Here is a 24,874-nt window from a genome sequence, read left to right on the forward strand (position 1 = left end):
GCCGGCCGGAACTGTAAGTAGTCAGCGGGCGCGTCGGTCGAGTATGTCCGCAGACACACCGCCGGAACCGCCGGGGTACCCGGTCGTGGGGCACTCGCTCCGCTGGATGCGCGATCCGTTCAGTGTCGGCTCGTGGGCCCAGGACGCCGTCGGCGGCGTCGCCAGCATCCGATTGTTGAACACGGACCTCGTCGTCGTCACCGACCCGGACGCGATCGGCGAGGTGCTCGTAGAGAAGCGCGACCGGATACCCAAATCCGACCAGTACACCGTCGCGTTCGGTGACGGCCTCGCGTCGGTGTCCGGGGAGGAGTGGAAGCGCCAGCGCGACGCGATCTCGACGTTCTTCAGGCCGAGCCGGATCGACGGCTACGACGACGCGATCGTGTCGCTGACCGAATCGCGGTCGGACGGCTGGACCGACGGCGAGGGGGTCCCCGTGTTCGATGAGATGAAGTCGTTGACGCTCGAGGTCCTCTTCGAGACCCTCTTCGATCACCCGATCGACCCCGACGGCGCGGACGCGGACCTCCGGCGGGCGGTAGACGACCTCGATCAGTGGTTCAAGCCCACCTCGTGGGTGCTGCCCGAGTGGGTTCCGACGCCCGCACGCCGGCGGTTCCGGACCGCCTCGGCGCGCATCGACGACATCGCGGCGGAGTTGTTGCGGGACGCGGCGCCGGACGGCGACGGGATGTTGGCGACGCTGCGACGGCTCAGCAACCGGGGCGACGCCGGTCTCACCGAGTCGGAGATCCGGAGCCAGTTGCGGACGTTCCTGTTTGCCGGCCACGAGACCACCGCCAGCACCCTCTCGTTCGCGCTCCACCTGCTGGGCGAGCATCCCGACGTCGCGTCGCGGCTGCACGCCGAACTCGACGCGGTCCTGGACGGGGCGCCGCCGCGCGCCCACCACCTCGATTCGCTCCGGGTCACGGACAACGTCGTCCGCGAGACGCTCCGTCTGTACCCGCCGCCGTTCAGGATCCCCCGGATGGCGGCCGCAGACGTCGAGGTCGGCGGCTACACCGTCGAGGCCGGCACCGACATCCTCGTGTTTACCGCCGTTCCCCACCGCGACGAACGGTTCTGGGACGCACCGACGGAGTTCCGGCCCTCGCGATGGGACGACCTCGACCCCGAGGAGTTGGGCTACCGCTACCTCCCGTTCGGCGCGGGGCCCCGGGCCTGCATCGGCAAGCGGATGGCGCTCCTGGAGACGCGGCTCGTGCTCGCCAGCCTCTGTCGGGCCTACCGGTTCGAGCCGGACTCCGACCTGCGCCTCTCCGCACGCGTGGCGGCGACGCCCGAGGGGAGGCTCCCGATGACCGTCAGGCGGCGGTGAGCGTGCCGGGGTGTAGCCCGGTCCGTGTGTCGGCCCAGGAGCCGACCGGGGCGGTCACACGAACTCCTTGAGTTTCCGCACCGCGAGCCCCGGGAGCAGCGGAACCACTTCCGGAAAGGTCAATCCCAGTTGCTCGAAGAACGTCCGGCTGTCCCAGTAATCCCGCCAGGCGGTGATGCCGTCGGGGGAGACATCGATCACGACCATCGTGGGAACGACGACCGAGTTCCCGGTCGGCGGGATCCCGTCGAGCGTGCCTCGGTGTGTTCCGACGTATGCGCCCTCGATTGCCGTCGGTCCGTCGGCTGGGGAAACGACGCGGTCGACGTCGAGGTGGAGGTCGGGCGCAGCCTCGAAGAGGTCCGAGAAATACGCCCGGAGTTCGGCCCCGCTCACCCCCTCGGTGACGAACGGATCGGTGAACGTCCCCCCATCGACGAACTCGGCGACCAGACCGTCGGTATCCTGCCGGTTGAGCGCTTCGAGCGCTGCCTCGATGTGAGGGTCCACATCCGCGTTCATCGTCCCCATATGCTCGTGTGCGTATTTAAAAGGCACCGCCGCTGTCGCGGCCGGGAGGTTGGAGCACCTGCGGTCCGACTCTCGGCACTGTGCGATGTCACGTGGCGGCCGTCCCGGCCCGCCACACCGGATCGATCCGGGCGAGCGCCGGGGACGCTGGCGTGATGCGGTCACCCGGGTTCCGGCGCCCGCCACGCCAGGACGATCCCGGCGACCGCCAGCGCGCCGGCGACGAGGAAGGCGGCGTCGAGCCCCGCGGCGTCGACGACGGCGCCGCCCGCGATCGGCGAGACGAACGCGCCGGCCAGCCCGACGCTGGTCTGGAACGCTACCGCCGTGGCCGCCACGTTGGTCTCGACGAGTTCCCGGACGTACGTAAAGGAGAGCCCGAGCGTGAGCTGGATCGCAAACCCCGCACAGAACAGCGCGCCGACCAGCACCGGCACCGACTCCAGCCGGGTGAAGGCCAACACCAGCGGCGCCGCAACCGCGAACGACCCGAGCAGCACGGGCTGGCGTCGCCCGCCGAACACCCGATCGGAGAGCAGCCCGCTTGCGGCGCGGGAGACCACGCCGACGGCGGGGAACACCGCGACGACCGCCCCGCTGAGCGCGAGCGACAGTTCGATCTCGTCGGTCAGGTACGACGACCCCCAGGAGTTGACGAACAGATACAGCGCGTAGCTCAGGAAGCCCAGCGCCCCGGCGAGCCACACCGACCGGCTCCGGAGGACGGTCCCGAACTCGGAGAGGGTGGGGGCGTCGGCACGGGCGCCGCCCAGCCCGCGGCTGGTACTCCAGAACAGCACGAACCCGACGAGCGCGAGACCGGTGTAGGCGGGGAAGATCGCGGGCCACCCGAGCCGCGCGGCCACCAGCGGGCCGGTGCTCTGTCCGAGCGCGAACCCGACCGGACCGCTGGCGGTGAAGATCCCGACCGCCGTCGCCCGCCGGTCGGGGGCGACCGCGCGGCTCACGATGTCGATGCCGGCGTTCCACACCACGACGTACGCGGCACCCCCGACGACGCGGGAGGCGATCAGCGGCCAGTAGGCGCCGGCGCGACCCGCGACCCACCCCCAGATCCCGGCCACAAAAAGCGAGAGGACCGCCGCGGCCATCATCCGCCGGGAGTCGGTCCGGTCGAGCACCGCCCCCGCCGGAAGGCTCGCCAGGACCGCGGTCCCGAACATCGCCCCCACGATCAGGCCGACCCGGGTCGAGCCGATCCCCAGGGAGTCGCGGACGAGCGGGGTGACGCTCGCGGGGACGATCTCGTAGGCCGCAAGCCCCGCCGAGACCAGCCCGGAACCCAGGATGAGGCCGTAGGTCGTCCACTCGGGGTCGGACGCGGCGGTCGCCTCGCCGTCCACGACCGCGTCGTTGCGGGGAGCCATCGCTTCGGAGTCAACTTCCCGGTGATGATAAAGGGGACGTTACGCCGTCGGCGGGTTCCGGGGGAGCCGAGTCAGCGCCCGCCGCTTGCGGCCGGGATGATCCGGATCCGGCTGTCCTCGTCGACCGGGGCGTCGGGGTCGGACGTCTCGCTGCCGTCGACGTAGACGTTGATGAACTCCTTGATGTCGCCGTCATCGAACACGCTGTTCCTGAGTCCCGGGCCGTGTTCGGCCGCGTGGTTCTCGAAGACCTCTCCGAGCGTGGCGCCGGCGACCTCGACCGTCGAGGCGCCGCCGTCGCCGAGTACCGCTGGTATCTTGATCGTCGCCATACCGTCCGTTGGTCGATGCGGCCTAAAAAGGGCCTGTCCCCGGCAACGGCTGCCCGACGGCTGTGACGCGCCGGGGACGGTCCGGATGTCGGCGTCGACACGGCTGTCCCCCGCATCGGCGGCTCCGGCGAGGGACACCCGACTCCAACGGGCTTATTCGGGATGGCACCGTACCGAGGCGTATGTCAGATCTCGATCTCGACCCGACGCAGCTGGATCGGTACTCCAGGCACATCATTATGGACGACGTCGGTCCCGAGGGCCAGAAGGACCTGCTCGACGCCAACGTCCTGGTGCTCGGCGCGGGCGGGCTCGGATCACCGATCATCCAGTATCTCGCAGCGGCCGGCGTCGGGACCCTCGGGATCGCCGACGACGACGAGGTCGAACTCTCGAACCTCCAGCGGCAGGTCATCCACGGCGACGACGACGTCGGCCGGAAGAAGGTCGACAGCGCCGCGGCGTTCGTGGCCGATCTGAATCCCGACGTCGACGTCGAGAGACACGAACTCCGCGTCGGGCCCGACAACATCGAAGCGCTCATCGACGGCTACGACTTCGTCGTCGACGGCACCGACAACTTCCAGACGCGGTACCTGGTGAACGACGCGTGTACCCTCGCGGGCATCCCCTTCTCCCACGGCTCGATCTTCCAGTTCGAAGGGCAGATCACCACGTTCGCGGGGGGCGACGACTCGCCGTGTTACCGGTGTATGTTCCCCGAGGCCCCGCCGGCGGGGATGGTCCCGAACTGTGCGACAGCGGGCGTGCTGGGCGTTCTCCCCGGCACCGTCGGCTGCGTTCAGGCCACCGAGGCCATCAAGTACGCCTTGGGGAAGGGCGACCTCCTGGACGGCCGGATGGTGTTCTACAACGCCCTCGAGATGGAGTTCGACACGGTCGAGATCACGAAGAAGGACGACTGCCCGGTCTGCGGCGACGACCCCGCGATCGATTCCGTCCACGACGTGGAGTACACCGCCTCGTGTTCGATCACCCGCGAGGCCGAGCCGGCGGTCTCCGACGACTGATACGGATTATTGTAGTCAATTGCCGGTCATCGCCGACCCCGCCGCCGGCGATGACCGGTAATTAGTTACAATAATCCGTATGAGACGGCGCCGGCGGTCGCTCGACGATCGTGGCCGTCCGGTGGCTCCGGACGTGCGCCCGTCCTGACGGCTCCCGACGCCCGAACCGGCCGCTCGTCCGCCCCGTGAACCCGTCCGCCGAACCGTTTTGTCCCGGGGCCTCGTTCGATGTGGATATGTCGACGACCGTCGAGACGCCCGACGCGAACGAGACGTGTGCGTACTGCGGCTCGCGGATCTTCGATCACGATCCGGTCTGCGTCCGCGACTGCGACGACGGCTGCGGGTCGCCGGTGTACTTCTGTAACTACGCCTGTCTCTCCGTGTACATCGACAAGAACGCGCTCACCGTCGGCGACGCCTGCGAGTGGCGCCCGGACGGCGACGAGTGCTGCTGACCCCGGCGAATCCGGACTGCGGCCGGCAGCCGGCCGCTTGAGGTGAACTACCCCTCGACGGCGACCCGCTCGCCCTCGAAGCCGTCGCCGCGCCACCGCCACGAGCCCAAGAACGGGTAGCCGTCGAACGCACAGATCGCATAGGAGTAGCCCGGCCACGTCGCGCGCTCGGCGTCGGTTTCGCTGGGGTGGGTCGGCCCCGCGGGGTGGCTGTGATAGAAGCCCACGACCGCCGATCCGGCGTCCTCGATCTCGTCGATCACCGCGAGCTGTTCCTCCGGATCCATCGCGTACCGGATCTGCGGGGTGTCGGCGGCGTTCTCGACGGGGTAGACGTCGGCGACGTGGCTCGCCTCGTCGCCGTAGTCGCCGGCGAGGACGCCGCAGATCTCCTCGCTCCCGCCGCCGTACCCCTGGTAGACGATCTCGTCGTAGGCCTCGCGGGTGAGCGTCAGCACGCGGTCACTCCTCGGTTTCGAGGTCGTACTCCCAGGCCTCGTAGCCGCCGGCCATACTGCTGACCGACGAGTCGTCGTCGACGCCCTCGTAGCTCCCAATGAGCCGGGCGGCCTGGACCGACGACTGGCCGATGGGACACGCCACGACCACGTCGTCGCTCCACTCGACCTCGTCGACCCGGCTGGGGAGCTCCGCCATCGGAATGTTGATCGCGCCGGGGATGTGGCCCTGCTCGAACTGCGCGGGCGACCGGATGTCGATGATCTGGGTGTCGTCGCCGTTGTCGATCCGATCCTTGACGTCTTCGGGGGGAACTTCCTCGACCATCTTACTGTTTCCGGAGGAAGATCCGGTAGCGTCCGTCGCCGCTCTTCCAGACGTTGGCGTCGGCCTGCCCCTCGACCGACTTCGGGACGTTCTCGGTGCTCGGGACGTGGTCGGTCTCCTGGACGAGGAGGTCGCCCGATTCGAGGCTCTGGATCGCCTTCTTCGCCTCGACCTGGGGGTACGGGCAGACCTCGCCGGTCATGTCCTGTACCTCCGTCGCCCGCTCGAACAGTTCCTCTGCCGTCTCGTCGTCGAGTTCGTCGGGGAGGTCGACGACGCCCTCCCAGCCTGATTCTGACATTACGATTACGTACACGTCCAGCGACTAAACCCATTTCGGACCGTGCAGAGTTGACTCCTATCTCCGACGGCGCACACGCCGGCGACGTCGAGCCTCCGGAGCCGCGGACCGCCGGCCGCGCGTCAGCTACATACCGTTCGGCGCCCAACTGTGGGGTATGACGGCGCAAGCGACGTTCGGCGGCGGGTGTTTCTGGTGTACCGAGGCCGCAATGGAAGTCCTCGACGGCGTCGAGTCGGTCACGTCAGGGTACGCCGGCGGCGACACCGACGACCCGACCTACCGGGAGGTCTGCTCCGGAAGCACCGGCCACGCGGAGGTCGTCCAGGTCGAATACGATCCCGACGTCATCGGCTACGACGACCTGCTCGAAGTCTTCTTTGCCACGCACGACCCCACGCAGTTGAACCGGCAGGGTCCCGACGTGGGGTCGCAGTACCGCTCGATCGTGCTGTACCACGACGAGACTCAGCGGGAACAGGCCGAGGCGTACATCGAGGCGCTGGACCCGGAGTACGACGACGAGATCGTGACCGAGGTCGAACCGCTGGAGCGGTTCTGGCGCGCCGAGGAGAAACATCAGGACTACTTCGCGAAGAACCCACGCGACGCCTACTGCCGGATGCACGCGAAGCCGAAAGTCGAGAAGGTCCGCGAGCGGTTCGCCGAGAAGGTCGCACAGTAGACCGGCTGTCGTCTACTCCTCTCGATCCGAGAGTCGCCCGGGCGTCCACTCGCCCTCGAAGTCGGCGTGGGTGAACGGCCGGGGGTCCTCGCCGGCGTAGGTGGCGACCAGGTGGCCGTCGCCCTCCAGGTGGTACTTGTAGGTGGTGAGCCCCTCCAGCCCGACCGGGCCGCGGGCGTGGGTCTTTCCGGTGCTAATTCCCACCTCCGCGCCCAGCCCGAACCGGTAGCCGTCGGCAAAGCGGGTCGAGGCGTTGTGGAAGACGCTCGCGGCGTCGATGCCGTGCATAAACCGCGCCGCGGCGTCCTGGTCCTCAGTCAGTATCGACTCGGTGTGCTTCGAGCCGTTCGTGTTGATGTGGTCGATCGCGTCGGCAACGGAGTCGACCACCCTGATCGCGAGGATCAGGTCGCCGTACTCGGTCCGCCAGTCCGCGTCGGTCGCCGCCTCGGCGTCGATGACGTCTCGAACCCGCTCGTCGCCGCGGAGTTCGACGCCGGCCTCGCGGTAGCGGTCGGCCATCGCGGGGAGGAACTCCTCGGCGACCGACTCGTGGACCAGCAGGGTCTCGACGGCGTTACAGACCGCGGGGTACTGGACCTTCGCGTCGTAGGCGACGTCCGCGGCCATCCCCAGGTCCGCCTCGCTGTCGACGTAGACGTGACAGACGCCCTCCGTGTGGCCGAGGACGGGGATCGAGGTGTTGTCCTCGACGTAGCTCACGAACGACGAGCTCCCGCGGGGCATGAGCAGGTCGACCGCGTCGTCGCGTTCGAGCAGGGTCTGGACGTCCTCGCGGGCCTCGATCAGCTGGGCCCACCCGTCGGGGACGTCGGCGTCGGCGGCGGCCTCGACGATGATCTCGAAGAGGATCCGGTTGGAGTGCGTGGCCTCGCTGCCCCCCTTGAGCACGACTGCGTTGCCGGATTTGAGGCTGAGCGCGGCGATCTGCACCAAGGCGTCGGGCCGGGACTCGAACACCGCGCCGAGGACGCCGATCGGCACCGACACCTTGTAGAGTTCGAGGTCGGCGTCGAGTTCGCGGGCCGCGAGCGTCCGCCCGAGGGGGTCGTCCTGGCCCGCGACGCTGCGGACCATCCCGGCGATGCTCTCGAGTTTCGACGCCGAGAGCGTCAGCCGGTCGACGAACGCCTGGGTGTACTCGCCGGCCGCCAGTAGCTCCTCGGCCGCGGCGACGTCCCGTTCGTTGGCGTCGAGGATCGCGTCGGCGTTGGCCTCGATCGCGTCGGCGATCGCGTGCAGCGCGTCGTTCCGGGTCGACTCGGGGAGGTTCGCGAGCTCCAGGGCCGCGGACTGTGCGTCGGTGATCTTCGTTTCGGCGGCTCGGTCGGTGGTGTGGTGGTTCATACGTGATCGTTGATGGGGAGGAAGATGGTTCCGATTGACTGTTCGGTGGCGATGGCTTCGAGCACGTCGGGTTCGGTCGACTCCGCGATGATCGCGGGGATGCCGTGCTCGCTCACGGTCCGGGCGCCCCGGACTTTCGTCCGGATCCCGCCGAAGGAGCCGCTTGCGGTCTCCTCGACGATCCGTTCGACCGCGTCGTAGTTCCGGCCGACCGCGTCGATCAGCTCCGCGTCGGGGTCGTCCTTGGGATTGGCCGTGTAGACGCCGGCCACGTCGGTCAGCGTGACCAGCAGGTCGGCGCCGACCGCGACGGTGACCGACGCCGAGAGCATGTCGTTGTCGCCGATCCGGATCTCCTCGGTGGCGACCGCGTCGTTTTCGTTGATGATCGGCACGACGCCCCACGACAGGAGCGTCTCGACGGTGTTCTTGAAGTTGGTGAACCGCTCGGGGTCCTCGAGGTCCTGGTCGGTCACCAGGATCTGGGCGACCGTCAGCCCGTAGCGCTCGAAGCTCTCGGTGTACCGCCGCATCAGGTGGCTCTGCCCGATGGTCGAGACCGCCTGGGACTCCTCGACGGTGTCGTCGGGGTCGAACCCGATCCGGCCCTTCCCGGCGCCGATCGCCCCCGAGGAGACCAGGACGACCTCCCTCTCGCGGTCGATCAGGTCGGCGATGTCGTCGACGAGCTTGTCGAGTTTCCCGTCGTCGAGCTTCGATTCGTCGTTGGTGAGGGAGTTGGTCCCGGCCTTGACCACGACCCGGCCGGCCTCGGCCGCGAGACTCCGGGCGTGGTCGACGTCCTCGGTGGCGACAGCGTTCATTCCGTGTCGTCCCCCGCGAGTTCCTCCGAGCGCCGGCGGGCGGCGCTCAGGGCGTCGCCCACGACGTCGTCGACGTCGCTGTCGAACAGGACCTCCATCCCCTCGATGGTGGTCCCGCCGGGCGAGCAGACCGCGTCGATCAGCGCATCGAGGTCGCGGTCGGAGCGGAGCACGGTCTCGGCGGCGCCTTTGAACGTCTGTGCCGCGAGCGTCCGGGCGTCGGCGGGGTCGAGCCCCTCCGCGACGGCGCGTTCCTGCATCGCCCGGATCAGATAGAAGACGAACGCCGGGCCGCTGCCGTTCAGGGCGGTGGCGACGTGCATCCGGTCCTCGTCGATCTCGACGTACTCGCCGAGGTCCGAGAGCATCTGCCGGACGGTCTCGTCGGGGTCGTCCCACGACACGGCCGCGGCCATCGTCTGCGTCTCCGCGGCGAGGTTGGGCATGATCCGGACGACCGTGGCGCCGGTCTCGGCGGCGACGCGGGCCCGGGAGACGCCGGCCGCGATGGTGACGAGCGTCTGCTCGGCCCGGAGGTCGAGGTCCTCGAGCACGATCGGGACGATGTCGGGTTTCACCGCGAGCACGACGAGTTCGGAGTCGCGGACGTCACCGAGATCGGTGGTCGTCCGGTCGCAGTGCGCCGAGATCGCCTCCAGGGCCTCGGGGTCCACGTCGTAGGCCGTGATACGGTAGCCGCCGGCCCGGGAGAGCCCCGTGATCAGGGCGCTCCCCATGTTTCCGCAGCCGATCACGCTGACGTCGATCATTGTACTGTCCTGTAGGCGGGGCCGCCGATATACGAACTTTGGTTTCGCGCCGGGGGACGGCGCCACCCACCCTCGCCGCCCGTCCCTGCTCGGTCGTCGACCGCGTTCGTATGTAACGAACTTTCATTCAGTATCTGCCTCTTTCGGATCGTTGCCCGCGAGCGCATCGAGTCGCTCTGTGACGGTACAAGTAATACAACAATAATAGTTTGATTTTTTATTTTTTCTGGCTTTTCTGATTTCTGCCGATTCGGTCGGCTGAAAATTGCTTTTCTGTTATCACAGCCAAATTACATTTCTCAGTTCGTTCTTCATCGTATACTATAAGCCTGTAGCGAACGACTCCGCCGATCCCGGTCCGACGTCCGCAACCGCACGCACCGGCGCCGTCGTGGTATTGACGCGGTCGCACGCTATGGCCACGACGACCCTAACATAGGTACACGTGTTAGTACCGTCTCGATGTTCGTTTATGAAAGTTCGATTCGATGGAACTTTTTTATCGTTCGCGACGAGGCACGGTTCGGGGGCCGAGCACGGAGTCTGTCGCCGGTGGGAGAGGCTAACCCGACCGCATAGTCCGGACGCGAAGCCGTACCGAGAAGGGAGCGGCGCGGTCCACGCCGCGGACACGTGGAGGAGTACAGCCCCGTCAGGGCCAGTAACCGGCGAACGCCGCGACGGGTTCCGGATGTATCCGGGTCCGTGATCGACGCCGCCGGCCGTCGACTCGGCGTCGGAAGCGGGGCGAACGCTCCGCCGACGCGGGCCACGGGGACGTCGTCCGGCGGCCGCCCCGAACCGGACCCCGTTCGAGCATACGAAACTGTTAATTCAGTCCGGGCGCGAGTATGTGCAAGGATGGCAGACCCCGACCAACTTACCGTGAAGACGACCCGGACGTCGCTGGAGATCCTCTCCACGATCCGGGAGGCCGACGGGGCGCGGGTCTCCGACATCATCGATGCCCACGGGATGGCCAAGAGCACCGCCCACAAGCACCTCACGACGCTGGAACGCGCCGGCTATCTCACCAAGTCCGGGGAGGTGTACCACATCGGGTTCAAGTTCCTGAACCTCGGGGAGTACGCCCGGGAGCGGTGGTACTGGTTCTCCGCGGTCAAAGCCGCAGTCGAGGAGCTCTCGGACCGAACCGAGGAGGAGTGTGACTTCGTCGTCGACGACCACGGCCGGGTGATCACGGTCGCCGAGTCGTACCACAAGTGGGCGAAGTACGGTACCGAAGACGGCTCCAAGCGGTACCGGGCGAACATCGGGACCTACTACCCGATGCACGCCACCGGCTCGGGGCTGGCGATCCTGTCGACGTACCCCCGGGAGCGGGTCGAGACGGTCGTCGACGAGTGGGGGTTGTCGGCGCTGACCGACCACACGATCACGTCCCGGGAGGAGCTGTTCGTGGAACTCGATCGGACCCGCGAGCGGGGCTACGCCGTCGGGGATCGATACTACACCGAGGGGCTCCGGAGCGTCGGGCGGCCGGTGACCGCGGCCGACGGGACGGTGCTCGGCGCGGTCAGCGTCTCCGGGCCCACCTACCGGATCGACGGCCCGGTACTCGACCGCGAGATACCGCAGGCGCTGGCAGAGGTCGTCGACTCGCTGGAATCCGAACTCGCGGCGATGGCCGGGGCCTGACCGGTAAACTCGGCCAGGATGGCGCGGCACGAACCCGGCGGGAAACTCAGTAGGCGTCGCGGGCGACGTCGAGCAGGTCCTCGGCGTCGGCGTCGCGGGGATTGTCGTGGATCTCGATCGTGTCGAGCGACGTCTCGGCGATCTCGGGGAGATCCGCCTCGTCGACGCCGAGTTCGCGCAGGCTCGACGGGAGGTCGACCTCGTCGATCAGGGCCTCGACCGCCTCGACCGCCTTATGAGCGGCTTCGACGTCGGACAGCCCGTCGGTGTCGAGTCCCATCGCCTCGGCGACCTCCGCGTAGCGAGCGGGGTACTGCTCCAGGTTGTACCGCATCACCGGCGCGGTGAAGGCCGCGATCGCCTCGCCGTGCGGGATCTCCGGGTACATCCCTCCCGTGACCTCCGCAAGCGAGTGGATCGCGCCGAACCCGGCGAAGTTCTCGCAGAACCCCGCCATGTGCGACCCGTACAGCATCTGCTCGCGGGCCTCCATATCGCCCGTCTCGTAGGCCTCCGGCAGGTACTCCGGGACGAGCCCCATCACGTGTTTCGTGTACGGCTTGACGAGTTCCGGGGCGCCGGCGGCGACGTGGTTCTCCAAGGCGTGGGAGAACGCGTCGAACCCGGTCGCGGCGGTCTGCCGCGGCGGGAGCGACGCGGTCAGTTCGGGGTCCACCAGCGACACCTCGGCGCCGAGGTACGGCCCGTCGGGGTACAGCGGGGGCTGGCCGATCGCCATCTTGAACGCCCGGTCCTCGGCGGTGATCACGGCCCAGTAGTCGACCTCGCTGCCGGTCCCCGAGGTCGTCGGGATCGTGATCAGCGGGTGCGTGTGGTTCTCGATGCTGCCCGCAGTGACGTCCTCCGGATCGTTGACCTCGTACTCCGAGAGCGGTCCCGGGTTGGTCTGCAGGAGCGTCGCGCATTTCGCCGTGTCGATGACGCTGCCGCCGCCCACGGCGACGACCACGTCGAAGTCGCCGGCGTTCAGCGTCTCCAGGGCGTCGTGGACCATCGCCTCCGTCGGGTTGGGCTCGACGTCGTCGTAGATCTCGTAGTCGATCCCTTCGGCGTCGAGCGAGGATTCGACGCCGTCGAGGATGCCCGCCGCCCTGATTCCCCGGTCAGTGACGACCAGGGCGCTGTCCCAGCCCTTGACGTCGATGACGTCGCCGGTGCGCTCGCTCTTTCCGTTGCCGAACTCGACCCAGATCGGGAACGAGAAGGTGTACTCGCCGAGGCTCATCGTCCGGGACTCCGTGCCGAGAGGGCGTCCGTACTGCTCGTCGAACGGTCGTGGGTGTGGTGTCGCATCCATACGAGAATCCCAAAAGTCAGTACAAAAAAGTATGGTATGAAGAAGCGATTACTCGTTTCGATCGATGCGGTTCCTGTTGTGGGAAGATTTTTGAACCGGTGACAGAGAGGGTCCGTATGGGCAGTCCACAACCGGACGGTAGCGCGATCGCCGAGCGACACCGCTCGAAACACCGGGCGGCGACGGCCGACGTCGAGCTCGGCGGATGGATCGACGGCGAGCGCCGCACCGACGGCCCGACACGCGGAATCGAGGATCCGGTGATCGGCGAGCCGATCGTCGAGGTGCCGCAGTGTGACGCCGACGACGTCGACGACGCGGTCGACACGGCGTGGGAGGCGTTCGACGGCGGGTGGGAGGAAGCCACCGTCCGCGACCGCTCGAAGCGTCTGTTTGAGTGGGCCGATGTCTTGTCGGACCACGTCGAGGAACTCACGCTGCTCGAGTGTCTGGACTGCGGCAAGCCGATCTCACAGGCCCGCGGCGAGGTCGAGGGCGCGATCGACACTATAGAATTTTACGCCTCGGCCGTCCGTGCACAGCGCGGCAGCGAAGTGCCCGCCGGGGAGGATCTCCACCTCTACACCAAACAGGAGCCCTACGGCGTCGTCGGCGGGATCGTTCCGTGGAACTACCCCCTGTGGGCGGCCGCCTGGAAGCTCGGGCCCGCGCTCGCAGCGGGGAACGCCTGCGTGCTGAAACCCGCAAGCGACACGCCGCTGTCGACGATCCGGGCCGCACAGCTCTCGGCGGGGATCTTCCCCGACGGCGTCCTCAACGTCGTGCCGGGATCCGGCAGCGACGTCGGGCAGGCGGTCGCCGAACACGAGGACGTTCGAAAGGTCTCCTTTACCGGCAGCACCGCCGTCGGCAGCGGCGTGATGCGTGCGGCGGCCGACCGGGTTGCGCCGGTGACGATGGAACTCGGCGGCAAATCCCCGTTCGTCGTCTTTCCGGACGCCGATCTCGACAAGGTCGTCCCGGCCGTCGCCGACGGCATCTTCTACAGCACCGGCGAGATCTGTGATGCCTTCTCCCGCGCGCTGGTCCACGAGTCGATCGCCGAGGAGTTCACCGACCGGTTCGTCGAGACCGCCGAGTCCTACGTCCTCGGCGACCCCTTAGACGAGGAGACCACGATGGGGCCGCTGACTTCCGAGAGCCAGTTCGAGACCGTGATGGAGTACATCGAGACCGGTAAGAAGGAGGCCGAACTGCTCTGCGGCGGCGGGCAGCCGGACGATCCGGCGCTCTCGGAGGGCTACTACGTCGAACCGACCGTGTTCGGCGGGGTGAGAAACGGGATGACGATCGGGTCGGAGGAGATCTTCGGGCCGGTCCAGACGATCCAGACGTTCGCGGAGTACGACGAGGCGATCGAACTGGCGAACGACACCCAGTACGGGCTCGCCGCCGGGATCGGAACCGAGCGCACGTCGCTGGTCCACCGGACCGCCGACGACTTGGAGGCCGGGCTGGTGTACGTCAACGAGTACGGACCGATCATGCCCGACGCCCCCTACGGCGGGTTCAAGCGGTCGGGCTTCGGCAAGGACCTGGGGCTCGAGGCGCTCGACCACTACCAACGGCAGAAGAGCGTCTACGTGAACCTCGACGAACCCGAGTTATAGCCGACGTCGGAACCGCACCGCTCCCACCGAGGAAGCATCGTATCCGGTATTGTCGTTCTGTTCAGGACAACGTTTTTATACGATTGTTCGAAATAGCAATACACCTATGCGAGACGGTACTCCGCGATCCCGAGACGAGTCGCCAGACCACACCAGTTCCAGCCGTCGGGCGTTCCTCGCGGCGGCAGGTGCCGGGACGGCGACCGCGCTCGCCGGCTGTTCCGCCCTCGCCGGGGGTGGTGGCGGCGGGGGCACCGCCGGCGAGAGCGGGAGCGGCCCGGACTTCAGCGGCGAGACGCTCCGGGTGATGGTATGGAGCGGGAACTACGCCGACCGCTTCGAGGAGACAATCAAGCCGATGTACGAGGAGCGGACCGGCGGCACCCTCCAAGTCAACCGCGGGTGGAACGAGATCCTCGCGCAGATCCGGTCGGCGCCCGAGGACCAGCCGCCGTTCGACGTCACGATCACCGAGGGGTACTTCTACCTCCTCGGCCGCGCGGACGACCTCTTCCTCCCGGTACGGTCGGAAAACGTCCCGAACCTCGACAACGTCATCGACTACTACACCGACTTCCGGACGACGGAGTTCGGCGTGCCGATCGACGGCGCGCCGACGACGATGATCTACCGCAACGACGGGGACTTCGAGCCGAACTCGTGGGCCGACCTCGCCTCCGACACGGTCCAGAACAGCGCCGGGATCGGCATCGACAAAGGGTTCTGGTGGTTCCCACAGCACGACGCCGCGGTCGCGATGGACGAGATGGAACTCGCCGGGGAAATCTACAACGAGGAGATGACGATGGAGGTCTTCGATTACATCGAAAACGAGTGGCCGATCACGGGGTGGGCCACCTCGGGCGAGGACATCTGGCAGTTCTTCGAGAACGGGGTCATCGACTACGCCCAGTGGTACTACGAGCAGACCGCGTTCGACATCGACGACTACGACGGGTTGAGCCACTTCGCTCCCAGCAAAAACAGCGGGTTCGTCAACCACTGGTGTCCGGTCCGCGGCACCGACAAACGGCGGATGGCCGAGGACTTCCTGAACTTCCTGCTCGACGCCGACACCCAGACCACGTGGTCGGAGAACAGCCCCACGCTGTTCACCAACGAGAACATGGAGTACGCCACCGACAAGCTCGACGAGGACCTCCCGAACAACAGCGAGGAGGCAAAGCTCATCGCGTGGCCGAAGTTCGACTACATCAACTCCAACTTCTCGAAGTTCGCCGACCGGATCTCCAAGATGGCAGTGAGCTCGGGGTAACGATGTCGGGTGAAGGACCGTCGCACGACCGGCCCGTCCACGGGAGCACCTGATTTACATGTCCGAGATCGAACTGGAAGACATCTCGAAGTCGTACGGCGACCTCCAGGCGGTCGACGGCGTCGACCTGTCGGTCCGCGACGGGGAGCTGCTCTGCCTGCTCGGCCCGAGTGGGTGCGGGAAGTCGACCACGATGCGGATGATAAGCGGGCTGGAGACGCCCACCGCCGGCGAGGTGTACATCGGCGGCGACAACGTCACCGACCAGGCGGCGTACGACCGCGACACCTCGATGGTGTTCCAGAACTGGGCGCTGTTCCCGTACAAGTCCGTCTTAGAGAACGTCGCGTTCGGGCTCAAGATGCGCGGCGACGGTTCCGAAGAGCGCCAACAGGAGGCCCGCGAGATGCTCGAACGCGTCCATATGGACGGCTACGAGGAGTACAGCCCCACTGACCTCTCCGGCGGGCAGAAACAGCGCGTCGCCCTGGCCCGCTCGTTGGCGGTCGATCCCGACGTGCTCCTCTTGGACGAGCCGCTGTCGAACCTCGACAAGCGGCTCCGCGAGGAGATGGAGATCGAACTCAAGGACATCCACGAGGAGTTCGACAAGACCTTCGTCTACGTCACACACAACCAGGACGAGGCGTTCACGCTCGCCGACCGGATCGGGATCATGAACGACGGCCGGCTGGTACAGGTCGGGGAACCGAGCGAGGTGTACCGGAACCCCACGAACCGGTTCGTCGAGGAGTTCCTCGGCGACACCAACTTCGTCGCCGGGGAGGTGACCGAAGCCGCCGCCGACTACGCCCGCCTCGCGACGGACTTCGGCGCGAGGATCCGAATCCCGCCGTTCGAGGCGGTCGAACCGGGGGTTTCGTTCACCGTCTCGCTCCGGCCGGAGTTTATGCGGATCCAACGGTCGGACGAAGCCGACACGTCGGAAGCGCAGACGGCTCGTGCCGACGGGACCGGGGGTGACACGGTTACCGGCACCGTCGAGAACAACATCTACCGTGGGTCGATGATCCGCTACGTGGTCGATGTCGGCGGCGAGCAGCTGTTCGTCGAGCAGAGCGTGATGGATCAGACCGGAATCGAGGAGGGAGAGCAGGTCGAACTCGGGTGGAACACCGACGATATCCTGGTGTTCCACCCCGACGGGAGCCGCGTGAGGGGAGCGTAATGAGCGTCCAAACCCCGGATTCGGTTTTGGACCGGCTGTGGGAACCGTTCGAGGCCCAGTCCGGCTCCCGGCGGTCGTTGCTCCTGATGAGCCCGCTGATCCTGTTCGAGGTGCTGATCTTCGTCGTCCCGTTCGCGATGCTCATCCGGATCAGCTTCAGCGAGCAGTCCCGGAATCTCCCCTACGCCGAGGGCACGTTCACCGTGGCGTCGTACATCGAAGTGTTCCAGTCGGAGCTGCTCCAGGGGATCATCACCTACTCGTTTAAGCTCGGGATCATCGCGACGGTGCTCGCCGTCGTTCTCGCGACCTTCTACGCGTACGCGACGTGGCGCGCCGACGGCCTGCTCAAATCGGCGCTGCTGTTCTCGATCGTGCTGCCGCTTCTGACGACGCTCGTGATCAAGACGTACGCGTGGGTCCCGCTGCTCGCCCCGAACGGCACCGCCAACAACCTCCTGCTCGCGGTCGGGCTGCTCAGTTCGCCGGTACAGGTCGTGCCGAACACGCTCGGGGTCGTGGTCGGGCAGGTGTACATCGTCTTCCCGTACGCGATGTTAGCGATCTACAGCGTCCTCTCCACCGTCGAGTGGGAACTCGTTGAGGCGGCCCGGGACCTCGGCGCCGGCCGGGCGCGGTCGTTCTTCGAGGTCGTCCTCCCCGAGATCATGCCCGGGGTCACCGTCGCGACCATCATCTCCTTCGCGTGGAGCGTCGGCGCGTACTCCGCGCCCGCGTTACTCGGGGCGGGGAGCGACCGGCCGTTCGCGCTCGAAGTTCAAGAGCAGATGCTACTCAACTTCAACTGGCCGATCGCGACCGCGCTGTCGACGGTTATGCTCGTCTTGATGTTCGTGAGCATCGTGCTGATCTACGTCGTGCTCGGCCGCTTCGGGGGTGACATCTCGGATGCGGCTTGAGCCCGACAGGCTGGGGATCGCCGCGTTCCGGCTGGGGTACGCCGCCATCTTCGTAGCGATGCTTCTGCCGCTGTTTATCGTGATCGTGACGTCGTTCTCGGCGTCGGGCAACCTCCAGTTTCCCCCGCAGGGGTTCTCGCTGAAGTGGTACGGCGAGTTCTTCGCCGACATCCAGTGGCTCAGGGCGTTCGACAACAGCTTCATCGTCGGGATCGGAACCACCGTTCTGGCGACGTTTATGGGGATCACCGCCGCGTTCGGGCTCGAAGCCCGGCAGGGCCGGTTGGGCGAGTTGGTGACGCCCGTGGTGATTCTACCACTCCTGATCCCGCCGGTGATCCTGGGTGTGACCCTGCTCGTGTACTTCAGCGCGCTGGGACTCCAATCGTCGTACATCGGCATCATCCTCGCGCACAGCCTGTGGGCGACGCCGCTGGTGTTCTTCGTGATGCAGTCGGTGTTCCAGCGGTTCGACTGGCAGCTCCGTGACGCCGGGATGGATCTGGGCGCGAACCCGATCCGGGTCTTCATCCACGTGATCCTCCCGAACGTGAAAAACGGGATCGTCGTGTCGGCGCTTTTGGCGTTCATCATCAGCCTTCAGGAGTTCGTGATGGCGCTGTTCCTGTCGAACTTCCAGACCCAGACCATCCCGGTGCTGGCGTGGGGCTCCCTACGACAGTCGCTCACGCCGACGGTGAGTGTCGTGTCGACGTTTCTGATCCTGATCTCCGTCGGCGGTCTCATCGTGGCCGCGCTCGCGATGAACCTCGACTTCGTTGCGAAGCGTCTGGGCTGACGTATACTTTACGAAGTATACTTCTGTTTCTGATATTTCGGAACTTACACGCGATCGAATAGCAACCTGGACGCCGAGAGGTGGCTTCTGATTGTATCACACGAAATAGAGTACAGCGAAAATACCGGTCAGCTTATAAATGAATCACCCGGTCAGCGCTGATCACCTGTCGGCGTCGACGGAGGGTGAGGCCGTCCTCCCGCGCGAGGAACGCACTTCATCCGGTCGGCGCCCGGTAGAGCAGGTCGTACTGGTGGGCGACGTAGGTCAGCTCCGCCGCCGCGAGTTGATCCCGGCGGGTCGCGAGCCACTCGTCGAACCTCTCGACGTCCCGGTCGCCGACCGCGTCCGCGACGAACCCGAGCAGCCGGGCGAGGAAGTACCGCTCGTCCGCCGGATACGCCCCGCCGCGCGGACGGACGATCCAGTCGGAGCTTCCGACCGAAAGCAGGTCGCCGTCGCGCCGCCGGAACAGGTCGATGAGGTGCCGCCCCGCCCGGACGTCGCGCCCGGTGTGAGCGTCGATGGCGTCGTGGTAGGCCGACTCGACCGCGTCGTCGGCAGGGTGGTCGGGCTGGACGATCGTCCCGCCGTCGAACGTGATCGGGAGGTACGCCACCCCGCCGGGGCGGAGCGCGGATTCGACCGCCGAGGCCAGTTCGGCGGGCGGAACCAGGTCCGCGAACGCCTGTGCGATCACCGCATCGAGGTCGGTGGCGGCCGCAAGCGCGTCGAGCGCGTCGCCGGTCGCAAACGAGACCGCGAGGTCGGCGACCTCGAAGTCGACTGCGGGACCGTCGCCGGCGGCGGGGCCGCCGCCCGTCGCGTCGCGGGAAACGTCGTACCCCGTCCGTCGGAGCTCCCGGGGGCGGAGCCACCGCGCGAACGGCACGATCCGCCCGTCGGCGTCGATCCCCCGGTACCGGCCGGCGTCGACGCCCCACGAGAGAAGCCGAGGGACCGTGACGCCGGTTCCACACGCCGCCTCGACCATCTCGGGGGCGGGCGGCAGCTCCGCGAGGAAGCGGTCGCGGACCCGCGTCGACAGCGACCGCTCGTCGACCGAGCGTTTCGATTCCAGATACCGCGGCAGGGCGTGCTCCATCCGCCTACCCGTCGAGCCGGCGGGTGTGGCTCGCCCAGGAGGTGTCGTCCTCCCAGATCCGGACGGTCAGCCGGGTCGGCGTCGGATTCGAGAGGGCGTCGGCGACGCGGTCGCCGAACAGCCGCGAGAAGTGTTCGATGCTGGGGTTGAGTCCCGCGAACTCCGGGAGGTCGTTCAGCAGGGCGTCCCGGTAGCGGTCCTCTAAGGAGTCCAAGAGCGCGTCGACCGCGTCGATGTCGACGAGGTAGCCGTACTCCCCGAGTTCGGGGCCGGCGAACCTGAGTTCGACGGTGAAGTGGTGGCTGTGGACCTCGCCCTCGGGCCCGGGATCGGGCACCGTGAGGTAGTGCTGTGCGATGAACTCCCGCGTGACGGTCAGTTCGTACGTGTCGTGAGTTGGTGGTGTCATCGTCGGAATCGTGTGGTTACGGATAGGTAAGCAGGACCTGCAGGACGCCGTCGGCGCGCTCCTCGAGCAGGCGGTACGCCTCGGGCGCGTCGTCGAAGGGGACGCGGTGGGTGACCAAGTCGGCGGCGTCGAGGTCGCGGAGGCGTTCGACCGCGACCTCGGCCCGCCGCTGTTTGCTCCAGCGGCCCCGCGTCTCCGGTGCGAGGGTGCTCACCTGGCTCGACTCGATTGAGATCCGGTCGCGGTGGAACGACGACCCCAGGTCGAGGGCGGCCGGCTTGTCGCCGTACCACGACCCGACGATCACGCGGCCGTCGTAGCCCGCGGCGGCCACCGCGTCGTCGAGGGTCGCCGGGCGGCCGGAGAGTTCGTACACCAGGTCGGCACCCTCGCGGTCGGCGTCGCTTCCGATCACGTCGGCGACCGCGCCGGGCGGGACCGCGACGTCGGCGCCCATCTCCCGGGCCCGCTCCCGGCGGCCCTCGATCGGTTCGGCCACGACGAGTCGGCGGAGCGGGAACGAAGACAGGACGCCGGTCGTACACAGCCCGACGACGCCCGCGCCGAAGACGACGACCTCCTCGCCGACCCGCGGCCGGCCGTCGAGGACAAGCGACGTCGCCGTCTCCACCGACGGGAACGTCGCCATCGCCTCGGGGTCGACCGCATCGGGCACGACGAGAAGCCGCTCGGGGGGGAGCGCGAAGTGGGTCTCGTGGGGGGTGAACCCGAACACCGTCCGGCCGAGCCACTCGTCGTCGACCGCCGCTCCCGTCTCGACGACCTCGCCGACGGCCGCGTAGCCGTACCGGACCGGAAAGGAGAGGTCGCCGTCGAGCGCCTCCAGCGTCTCGTCGGCCGGCAGGTCGGTCGGGGCGTCGCCGCGGTAGATCAGGAGTTCGGTCCCCGCGCTGATCCCCGAGACGCGCGTCTCGACGAGCACCTCGTCGTCGGCCATCCCGACCGACGTCGGCCTGATCGCGGCTTCCGACGGACCAGTGAAGTACAGGGAGCGCCGGTTCATCGCGGGGAACGGGGACGACGGTGTTCTGACCCGCAGTGGGGGACTGGGACGTGCGACCGCCCGACGCGAGAGGGTTCGACGCACATATAAGGTCGTTACCACGGATCTGAGCCGCAGCGTTATGACGCTGTTGGCTCGACGGACGGTGTTGTTATTTTAGTTTCATTCAATTATTAAGGAGTACCAAGAGAGGCGGTCAATATAGCAGTGAAATTAATACGGACCGAGCCACTCCGGACCAGTAATGCCACCCTCGAGCCGGGAATCGCCGCCCGACGGCCCGTCGAGCGGCAGCGCTACCGCGAAACCGCAGGACGGCGCCGTCGCGACCGCGAGCTTCGAGGTGCCGGGGATGGACTGCGCCTCGTGTGCGGGGAAGGTCGAGGCCGCCCTCGACCGGGTCGATGGGGTCGTCGACCGCGACACCGCGCCCGCGACCGGTCGGGTGACGATCACGTACGACCCCGAGTCGGTGTCGGCGTCGGCCCTCGTCGACGCGATCGGCGGGGCGGGCTACGAGGTGACCGACGCGGGGACGGCGGACGGGGCCGGCGGGACGGACACCGATCCCGACCCGGTCTGGCGGAGCCCCCGCGCGGTGAAGACCTGGATCGGCGCGGTCTTCCTCGCGGCCGGACTCGCCCTGGAGTTTTTCGTCCCCGGAGCGAACCCACGGGTCGCGGCCGCACTCGGAAGCGAACTCCACCTCGCGGACGCGCTCTTTGTGTTCGCCGTCGCGGCCGGCGGCCAGGCGATCCTCCGCGGCGGCTACTACTCCGCGCTGCACCGCCGGTTGGACATCGACTTCCTGATGTCGGTCGCGATCCTGGGGGCGCTTTCCGCGAGCGTCGGGTTCGGCGAGGCGCTGTACTTCGAGGCCGCGACGCTCGCGGTGCTTTTCAGCGTCGCCGAACTCCTAGAGCGGTACTCGATGGACCGCGCCCGCGACTCCCTCAGGGAGCTGATGGACCTCTCGCCGGAGGAGGCGACGGTGAAACGCGCGGACGGCGAGGAGGAGATAGTCCCCGTCGACGCCGTCGAGCCCGGCGACGTCGTCGTCGTGCGGCCGGGCGGGAAGATCCCCGCCGACGGGGAGGTGATCGCGGGCGACAGCGCAGTCAACCAGTCGCCGATCACCGGCGAGAGCGTCCCGGTCGACAAGACCGTCGGCGACGAGGTCTTCGCCGGCACGCTCGTTGAGAACGGGTACCTCGAAGTCCGGGTCACCGCGGCCGCAGCCGACACCACCCTCTCGCGGATCGTCGGGCTAGTCGAGGACGCCCGGGCGGAGGAGACCGACCGCGAACAGTTCGTCGAGCGGTTCTCGTCGTACTACACGCCGGTGGTGGTCGCCTTCGCGGTGGTGGTCACGCTGTCGACCCCGTTCGTCCTCGGAGTGACGTGGCCGACCGCGCTGGTCTACGGCCTCACCCTGCTGGTGCTTGCGTGCCCGTGTGCGTTCGTCATCTCGACGCCGGTGTCGGTGGTCTCGGGGATCACCTCGGCCGCAAAGAACGGCGTGTTGATCAAGGGCGGCACGCACCTGGAGGCGATGGGCGAGGTCGACACGGTCGCGTTCGACAAGACGGGAACGCTCACCACGGGCGAACTGGCAGTGACCGACGTGATCGGGCTGAACGGCAACAGCGAGGCCGACGTCCTCCGGTGTGCCCGCGGGCTCGAAGGCCGGAGCGAACACCCGGTCGGGGAGGCGATCGTGGCGGCCGCGGGCGACGCCGGCGTCACCGACTCGGCGGCCCCCGAGGTCGACGGCTTCGAGAGCCTCACCGGCAGGGGCGTCCGCGGCCGTCTGGACGGCACCCCCCACCTCGCGGGCAAGCCCGGGCTGTTCGAGGAACTCGGGTTCGACCTCTCGCACGTCCACGCCGCGACCGACGGCGGGGCCGTGACCACGACCGCCCGGCAGCTCTGCGAGCGCAACGACTGCGTCGACCTCCTCGAGGGGATCGTCCCCGAACTCCAGTCGGCGGGCAAGACCGTCGTCCTGGTCGGGACTGACGAGGAGATCGAGGGCGTGATCGCGGTCGCCGACGAGGTCAGGCCCGGCGCCGCCCGCGCGGTCGCTCGGCTCAAGGAACTCGGGGTGTCGCGGACGGTGATGCTGACCGGCGACAACGAGCGGACCGCCCGCGCGGTCGCCGAGGCGGTCGGCGTCGACGAGTTCCGCGCGGAGCTGCTCCCCGAGGAGAAGGTCGACGCGGTCCGCGGCCTCGCCGGGCGGGACGGGGACGGCGGCGTCGCGATGGTCGGCGACGGCGTCAACGACGCGCCGGCGCTGGCGACCGCCACGGTCGGCGTGGCGATGGGTGCGGCGGGCACCGACACCGCCCTGGAGACCGCAGACATCGCGCTACTCGCAGACGACCTCTCGAAGCTGCCGTACCTCTACGAACTCGCGGGCGACACAAACAGCGTGATCCGGCAGAACGTCTGGGCCAGCCTGGGGCTGAAGGCACTGCTCGCGGTCGCGGTGCCGTTCGGCTACGTCCCGATCTGGTTGGCGGTACTCGCCGGCGACGCCGGGATGACGGTCGGCGTGACCGGCAACGCGATGCGGCTCTCGCGGCTGCGACCCGAGGGGGAGTGATCGGCACCCGCTCCCGGGCGCCCCCTCCGGTCAGTCGGTCCGAACCCCGAACTCGATGCCGTCCCCGCGCTCCCCGACAGCGACATCGGCGGCAGCGAGTCGCTCCCGAACCGCCGCCAGCGCCGCGTTGTCGGGGACCACGACCTCGAACCACGCCAGCCCGTAGCCGCCCGCGGGTTCGGAGCGCCCGTTGCAGGTGTTCGCGCCGACGTGGCGGTGGAGTCGCCGGCGGCAAGGAACGGGGCGGAACCCCATTCCGCCCGCACGTCGAACCCCAGCGTGTCGACGTAGAAGGCCCGGGCGGCCCCGAGGTCGGTCGCTTCCGGGTGGACGTGGCCGACGCGTCCCGGTAGAACCCTATCGCCCCGTCGAGGTCGGCCGCGCGGAGCGCGGTCCGGCCGATCCGGGTCGGGGCCGGACGGGCTTCGCGGTCGGTCATCGATCCGTCGAGACGGCGCCGCGGAGCATCGCGACGGCGAAGACGACGAGCCCGCCGACGAAGAACAGCACGCCGGGTTCCGCGGCGAGCAGGAGCCCCCGCGCGCCCTCGCCCACGCCGAGGCTCGCCGGCTCGAAGGGCGACGACGCCGCGGCCCCGAGGAGGCGTTCGGCCGCGATCTGGACCGCGAGGCTCGCGAGCCCGAGGACCGCCACGCCCGCGGCCACCTCCGAGATCGCCCGCCGGAGGTCCGCCCGGCGGGTCGGCGACGCGTCGCCGACGAGCACGATCGGATCGGCGGCGGGGCCGTACACCGTCATCTCGTTGCCCTTCTCCGAGAGCCGCGTGCCGACGGACTCGACGACCCCGGCCGTCCGGAGCTTCGAGAGGTGATAGTGGACGTTCTGGACCGACGTGTCGAGCTCCCGAGCCAGCTCCGAGGGCGGCGCGGGGTCGTCGTGGAGTGCGCTGTAGAGTTCCCGTGCGGTCTCCGAGCCGAGTGCGTCGACGAGTTCACCCGCGTCGTCGTCGCTGACATCGACGACCGCTGGCGAGGCGTCCGGCGACCGGACGCTTCCCCCCAGCCGGGCGATGGGCGATGACATCGTACGTCGGACTACGCAGACGCGACCTATCAATGTGTGTGGAAGCTTAAACGTCCGTTTGAGCCGGTCGAGA

The 24,874-nt window shown here is 68.0% G+C and carries 26 protein-coding genes; 11 read left to right on the forward strand and 15 right to left on the reverse strand.

The annotated features are described in order from the left end of the window. Positions 1 to 43: 43 nt before the first annotated feature. Entirely contained in the window at positions 44 to 1,345 is a 1,302-nt protein-coding gene (locus H5V44_RS10470) for a cytochrome P450 (protein ID WP_185193058.1), read from the forward strand. 54 nt (positions 1,346 to 1,399) lie between these two features. Here the strand turns inward: H5V44_RS10470 and H5V44_RS10475 are convergent, their stop codons facing one another. The 3 genes from H5V44_RS10475 to H5V44_RS10485 all read right to left on the reverse strand — a co-directional run bounded on the left by H5V44_RS10475 (position 1,400) and on the right by H5V44_RS10485 (position 3,596). Further along, positions 1,400 to 1,867, reverse strand: a complete 468-nt coding sequence (locus tag H5V44_RS10475) for an ester cyclase (RefSeq protein WP_185193059.1) — start codon at positions 1,865 to 1,867, stop codon at positions 1,400 to 1,402. A gap of 170 nt (positions 1,868 to 2,037) precedes the next feature. Beyond that, positions 2,038 to 3,264, reverse strand: a complete 1,227-nt coding sequence (locus H5V44_RS10480; RefSeq protein WP_185193060.1) for an MFS transporter — start codon at positions 3,262 to 3,264, stop codon at positions 2,038 to 2,040. A gap of 71 nt (positions 3,265 to 3,335) precedes the next feature. Next, entirely contained in the window at positions 3,336 to 3,596 is a 261-nt protein-coding gene (locus tag H5V44_RS10485) for a MoaD/ThiS family protein (RefSeq protein ID WP_185193061.1), read from the reverse strand. A gap of 182 nt (positions 3,597 to 3,778) precedes the next feature. Between H5V44_RS10485 and ubaA the strand changes: the two genes are divergently transcribed. Both ubaA and H5V44_RS10495 read left to right on the forward strand, forming a co-directional pair. Continuing rightward, entirely contained in the window at positions 3,779 to 4,627 is an 849-nt protein-coding gene (gene ubaA / locus H5V44_RS10490) for an SAMP-activating enzyme E1 (protein ID WP_185193062.1), read from the forward strand. Positions 4,628 to 4,863: 236 nt separating this feature from the next. Further along, entirely contained in the window at positions 4,864 to 5,085 is a 222-nt protein-coding gene (locus H5V44_RS10495; RefSeq protein ID WP_185193063.1) for a hypothetical protein, read from the forward strand. Positions 5,086 to 5,132: 47 nt separating this feature from the next. Here H5V44_RS10495 and H5V44_RS10500 read toward each other — a convergent pair whose 3' ends face one another. Genes H5V44_RS10500 through H5V44_RS10510 form a run of 3 tightly spaced genes read right to left on the reverse strand, consistent with a single transcriptional unit; the run spans position 5,133 to position 6,172 of the window. Continuing rightward, positions 5,133 to 5,543 carry a desampylase gene (locus H5V44_RS10500; protein ID WP_185193064.1) on the reverse strand — a complete coding sequence of 137 codons (411 nt, stop codon included), beginning with the start codon at positions 5,541 to 5,543 and terminating at the stop codon, positions 5,133 to 5,135. A 4-nt stretch (positions 5,544 to 5,547) separates the two neighbouring features. Continuing rightward, on the reverse strand, positions 5,548 to 5,871 hold the full coding sequence (locus tag H5V44_RS10505; RefSeq protein ID WP_185193065.1) for a rhodanese-like domain-containing protein: 324 nt from the start codon (positions 5,869 to 5,871) through the stop codon (positions 5,548 to 5,550). A 1-nt stretch (position 5,872) separates the two neighbouring features. After that, positions 5,873 to 6,172 carry a sulfurtransferase TusA family protein gene (locus H5V44_RS10510; protein ID WP_185193066.1) on the reverse strand — a complete coding sequence of 100 codons (300 nt, stop codon included), beginning with the start codon at positions 6,170 to 6,172 and terminating at the stop codon, positions 5,873 to 5,875. Positions 6,173 to 6,329: 157 nt separating this feature from the next. Here H5V44_RS10510 and msrA point away from each other — a divergent pair, with 157 nt between their 5' ends. Beyond that, the gene (gene msrA, locus H5V44_RS10515) at positions 6,330 to 6,857 is read left to right on the forward strand and encodes a peptide-methionine (S)-S-oxide reductase MsrA (protein WP_185193067.1); all 528 of its coding nucleotides are present in this window, start codon (positions 6,330 to 6,332) and stop codon (positions 6,855 to 6,857) included. A 12-nt stretch (positions 6,858 to 6,869) separates the two neighbouring features. Here the strand turns inward: msrA and H5V44_RS10520 are convergent, their stop codons facing one another. From H5V44_RS10520 to proC, 3 genes are read right to left on the reverse strand one after another with little or no spacing between them, the layout of a single operon-like run. Then, complete coding sequence (locus tag H5V44_RS10520) at positions 6,870 to 8,225, reverse strand: glutamate-5-semialdehyde dehydrogenase (protein WP_185193068.1); 1,356 nt, start codon at positions 8,223 to 8,225, stop codon at positions 6,870 to 6,872. Then, entirely contained in the window at positions 8,222 to 9,049 is an 828-nt protein-coding gene (gene proB, locus H5V44_RS10525; RefSeq protein ID WP_185193069.1) for a glutamate 5-kinase, read from the reverse strand. The genes H5V44_RS10520 and proB overlap by 4 nt, the downstream gene beginning before the upstream one ends. After that, positions 9,046 to 9,819 (reverse strand): pyrroline-5-carboxylate reductase, encoded by a 774-nt coding sequence (proC, locus tag H5V44_RS10530; RefSeq protein ID WP_185193070.1) that lies wholly within the window; start codon positions 9,817 to 9,819, stop codon positions 9,046 to 9,048. Before proC ends, proB begins: the two co-directional genes overlap by 4 nt. A gap of 861 nt (positions 9,820 to 10,680) precedes the next feature. Here proC and H5V44_RS10535 point away from each other — a divergent pair. Further along, positions 10,681 to 11,478, forward strand: a complete 798-nt coding sequence (locus H5V44_RS10535) for an IclR family transcriptional regulator (protein ID WP_185193071.1) — start codon at positions 10,681 to 10,683, stop codon at positions 11,476 to 11,478. A gap of 46 nt (positions 11,479 to 11,524) precedes the next feature. On the opposite strand, the gene H5V44_RS10540 is transcribed toward H5V44_RS10535, so the two are convergent. Beyond that, a complete protein-coding gene (locus tag H5V44_RS10540) occupies positions 11,525 to 12,796 on the reverse strand; it encodes an iron-containing alcohol dehydrogenase (protein WP_221625677.1) in 1,272 nt (423 codons plus the stop codon). 116 nt (positions 12,797 to 12,912) lie between these two features. Here H5V44_RS10540 and H5V44_RS10545 point away from each other — a divergent pair, with 116 nt between their 5' ends. The 5 genes from H5V44_RS10545 to H5V44_RS10565 all read left to right on the forward strand — a co-directional run bounded on the left by H5V44_RS10545 (position 12,913) and on the right by H5V44_RS10565 (position 18,611). Beyond that, a complete protein-coding gene (locus H5V44_RS10545) occupies positions 12,913 to 14,427 on the forward strand; it encodes an aldehyde dehydrogenase family protein (RefSeq protein ID WP_185193072.1) in 1,515 nt (504 codons plus the stop codon). A 106-nt stretch (positions 14,428 to 14,533) separates the two neighbouring features. After that, on the forward strand, positions 14,534 to 15,703 hold the full coding sequence (locus H5V44_RS10550) for an extracellular solute-binding protein (RefSeq protein WP_185193073.1): 1,170 nt from the start codon (positions 14,534 to 14,536) through the stop codon (positions 15,701 to 15,703). Positions 15,704 to 15,761: 58 nt separating this feature from the next. Further along, positions 15,762 to 16,892: an ABC transporter ATP-binding protein gene (locus tag H5V44_RS10555; protein ID WP_185193074.1), complete on the forward strand. Its 1,131-nt coding sequence runs from the start codon at positions 15,762 to 15,764 to the stop codon at positions 16,890 to 16,892. Further along, the gene (locus tag H5V44_RS10560) at positions 16,892 to 17,812 is read left to right on the forward strand and encodes an ABC transporter permease (RefSeq protein WP_185193075.1); all 921 of its coding nucleotides are present in this window, start codon (positions 16,892 to 16,894) and stop codon (positions 17,810 to 17,812) included. Before H5V44_RS10555 ends, H5V44_RS10560 begins: the two co-directional genes overlap by 1 nt. After that, positions 17,802 to 18,611: an ABC transporter permease gene (locus tag H5V44_RS10565; protein ID WP_185193076.1), complete on the forward strand. Its 810-nt coding sequence runs from the start codon at positions 17,802 to 17,804 to the stop codon at positions 18,609 to 18,611. Before H5V44_RS10560 ends, H5V44_RS10565 begins: the two co-directional genes overlap by 11 nt. 217 nt (positions 18,612 to 18,828) lie before the next feature. Here the strand turns inward: H5V44_RS10565 and H5V44_RS10570 are convergent, their stop codons facing one another. From H5V44_RS10570 to H5V44_RS10580, 3 genes are read right to left on the reverse strand one after another with little or no spacing between them, the layout of a single operon-like run. Beyond that, positions 18,829 to 19,716 (reverse strand): SAM-dependent methyltransferase, encoded by an 888-nt coding sequence (locus H5V44_RS10570; protein WP_185193077.1) that lies wholly within the window; start codon positions 19,714 to 19,716, stop codon positions 18,829 to 18,831. A gap of 4 nt (positions 19,717 to 19,720) precedes the next feature. After that, positions 19,721 to 20,125: a 6-pyruvoyl trahydropterin synthase family protein gene (locus H5V44_RS10575; RefSeq protein ID WP_185193078.1), complete on the reverse strand. Its 405-nt coding sequence runs from the start codon at positions 20,123 to 20,125 to the stop codon at positions 19,721 to 19,723. Positions 20,126 to 20,141: 16 nt separating this feature from the next. Next, positions 20,142 to 21,149 carry a zinc-dependent alcohol dehydrogenase gene (locus H5V44_RS10580; RefSeq protein ID WP_185193079.1) on the reverse strand — a complete coding sequence of 336 codons (1,008 nt, stop codon included), beginning with the start codon at positions 21,147 to 21,149 and terminating at the stop codon, positions 20,142 to 20,144. A 244-nt stretch (positions 21,150 to 21,393) separates the two neighbouring features. On the opposite strand from H5V44_RS10580, the gene H5V44_RS10585 reads away from it, so the two are divergent. Next, on the forward strand, positions 21,394 to 23,757 hold the full coding sequence (locus H5V44_RS10585) for a heavy metal translocating P-type ATPase (protein WP_185193080.1): 2,364 nt from the start codon (positions 21,394 to 21,396) through the stop codon (positions 23,755 to 23,757). A 30-nt stretch (positions 23,758 to 23,787) separates the two neighbouring features. Here H5V44_RS10585 and H5V44_RS10590 read toward each other — a convergent pair whose 3' ends face one another. Both H5V44_RS10590 and H5V44_RS10595 read right to left on the reverse strand, forming a co-directional pair. Beyond that, complete coding sequence (locus H5V44_RS10590) at positions 23,788 to 24,012, reverse strand: hypothetical protein (RefSeq protein WP_185193081.1); 225 nt, start codon at positions 24,010 to 24,012, stop codon at positions 23,788 to 23,790. Between the two features lie 180 nt (positions 24,013 to 24,192). Continuing rightward, a complete protein-coding gene (locus tag H5V44_RS10595) occupies positions 24,193 to 24,801 on the reverse strand; it encodes an ArsR/SmtB family transcription factor (RefSeq protein WP_185193082.1) in 609 nt (202 codons plus the stop codon). Positions 24,802 to 24,874: the final 73 nt, after the last annotated feature.

The organism is Halobellus ruber (assembly GCF_014212355.1).
In the GTDB taxonomy this organism is placed as follows: Archaea; Halobacteriota; Halobacteria; order Halobacteriales; family Haloferacaceae; genus Haloquadratum; species Haloquadratum rubrum.

Bases quoted from the DNA above. Each gene is read 5' to 3' on its own strand.
- H5V44_RS10470 (WP_185193058.1), top strand. From the start codon at position 44: ATGTCCGCAGACACACCGCCGGAACCGCCGGGGTACCCGGTCGTGGGG.
- H5V44_RS10475 (WP_185193059.1), bottom strand. From the start codon at position 1,867: ATGAACGCGGATGTGGACCCTCACATCGAGGCAGCGCTCGAAGCGCTC.
- H5V44_RS10480 (WP_185193060.1), bottom strand. From the start codon at position 3,264: ATGGCTCCCCGCAACGACGCGGTCGTGGACGGCGAGGCGACCGCCGCG.
- H5V44_RS10485 (WP_185193061.1), bottom strand. From the start codon at position 3,596: ATGGCGACGATCAAGATACCAGCGGTACTCGGCGACGGCGGCGCCTCG.
- ubaA (WP_185193062.1), top strand. From the start codon at position 3,779: ATGTCAGATCTCGATCTCGACCCGACGCAGCTGGATCGGTACTCCAGG.
- H5V44_RS10495 (WP_185193063.1), top strand. From the start codon at position 4,864: ATGTCGACGACCGTCGAGACGCCCGACGCGAACGAGACGTGTGCGTAC.
- H5V44_RS10505 (WP_185193065.1), bottom strand. From the start codon at position 5,871: ATGGTCGAGGAAGTTCCCCCCGAAGACGTCAAGGATCGGATCGACAAC.
- H5V44_RS10510 (WP_185193066.1), bottom strand. From the start codon at position 6,172: ATGTCAGAATCAGGCTGGGAGGGCGTCGTCGACCTCCCCGACGAACTC.
- msrA (WP_185193067.1), top strand. From the start codon at position 6,330: ATGACGGCGCAAGCGACGTTCGGCGGCGGGTGTTTCTGGTGTACCGAG.
- H5V44_RS10520 (WP_185193068.1), bottom strand. From the start codon at position 8,225: ATGAACCACCACACCACCGACCGAGCCGCCGAAACGAAGATCACCGAC.
- proB (WP_185193069.1), bottom strand. From the start codon at position 9,049: ATGAACGCTGTCGCCACCGAGGACGTCGACCACGCCCGGAGTCTCGCG.
- proC (WP_185193070.1), bottom strand. From the start codon at position 9,819: ATGATCGACGTCAGCGTGATCGGCTGCGGAAACATGGGGAGCGCCCTG.
- H5V44_RS10535 (WP_185193071.1), top strand. From the start codon at position 10,681: ATGGCAGACCCCGACCAACTTACCGTGAAGACGACCCGGACGTCGCTG.
- H5V44_RS10540 (WP_221625677.1), bottom strand. From the start codon at position 12,796: ATGGATGCGACACCACACCCACGACCGTTCGACGAGCAGTACGGACGC.
- H5V44_RS10545 (WP_185193072.1), top strand. From the start codon at position 12,913: ATGGGCAGTCCACAACCGGACGGTAGCGCGATCGCCGAGCGACACCGC.
- H5V44_RS10550 (WP_185193073.1), top strand. From the start codon at position 14,534: ATGCGAGACGGTACTCCGCGATCCCGAGACGAGTCGCCAGACCACACC.
- H5V44_RS10555 (WP_185193074.1), top strand. From the start codon at position 15,762: ATGTCCGAGATCGAACTGGAAGACATCTCGAAGTCGTACGGCGACCTC.
- H5V44_RS10560 (WP_185193075.1), top strand. From the start codon at position 16,892: ATGAGCGTCCAAACCCCGGATTCGGTTTTGGACCGGCTGTGGGAACCG.
- H5V44_RS10565 (WP_185193076.1), top strand. From the start codon at position 17,802: ATGCGGCTTGAGCCCGACAGGCTGGGGATCGCCGCGTTCCGGCTGGGG.
- H5V44_RS10570 (WP_185193077.1), bottom strand. From the start codon at position 19,716: ATGGAGCACGCCCTGCCGCGGTATCTGGAATCGAAACGCTCGGTCGAC.
- H5V44_RS10575 (WP_185193078.1), bottom strand. From the start codon at position 20,125: ATGACACCACCAACTCACGACACGTACGAACTGACCGTCACGCGGGAG.
- H5V44_RS10580 (WP_185193079.1), bottom strand. From the start codon at position 21,149: ATGAACCGGCGCTCCCTGTACTTCACTGGTCCGTCGGAAGCCGCGATC.
- H5V44_RS10585 (WP_185193080.1), top strand. From the start codon at position 21,394: ATGCCACCCTCGAGCCGGGAATCGCCGCCCGACGGCCCGTCGAGCGGC.
- H5V44_RS10590 (WP_185193081.1), bottom strand. From the start codon at position 24,012: ATGGGGTTCCGCCCCGTTCCTTGCCGCCGGCGACTCCACCGCCACGTC.
- H5V44_RS10595 (WP_185193082.1), bottom strand. From the start codon at position 24,801: ATGTCATCGCCCATCGCCCGGCTGGGGGGAAGCGTCCGGTCGCCGGAC.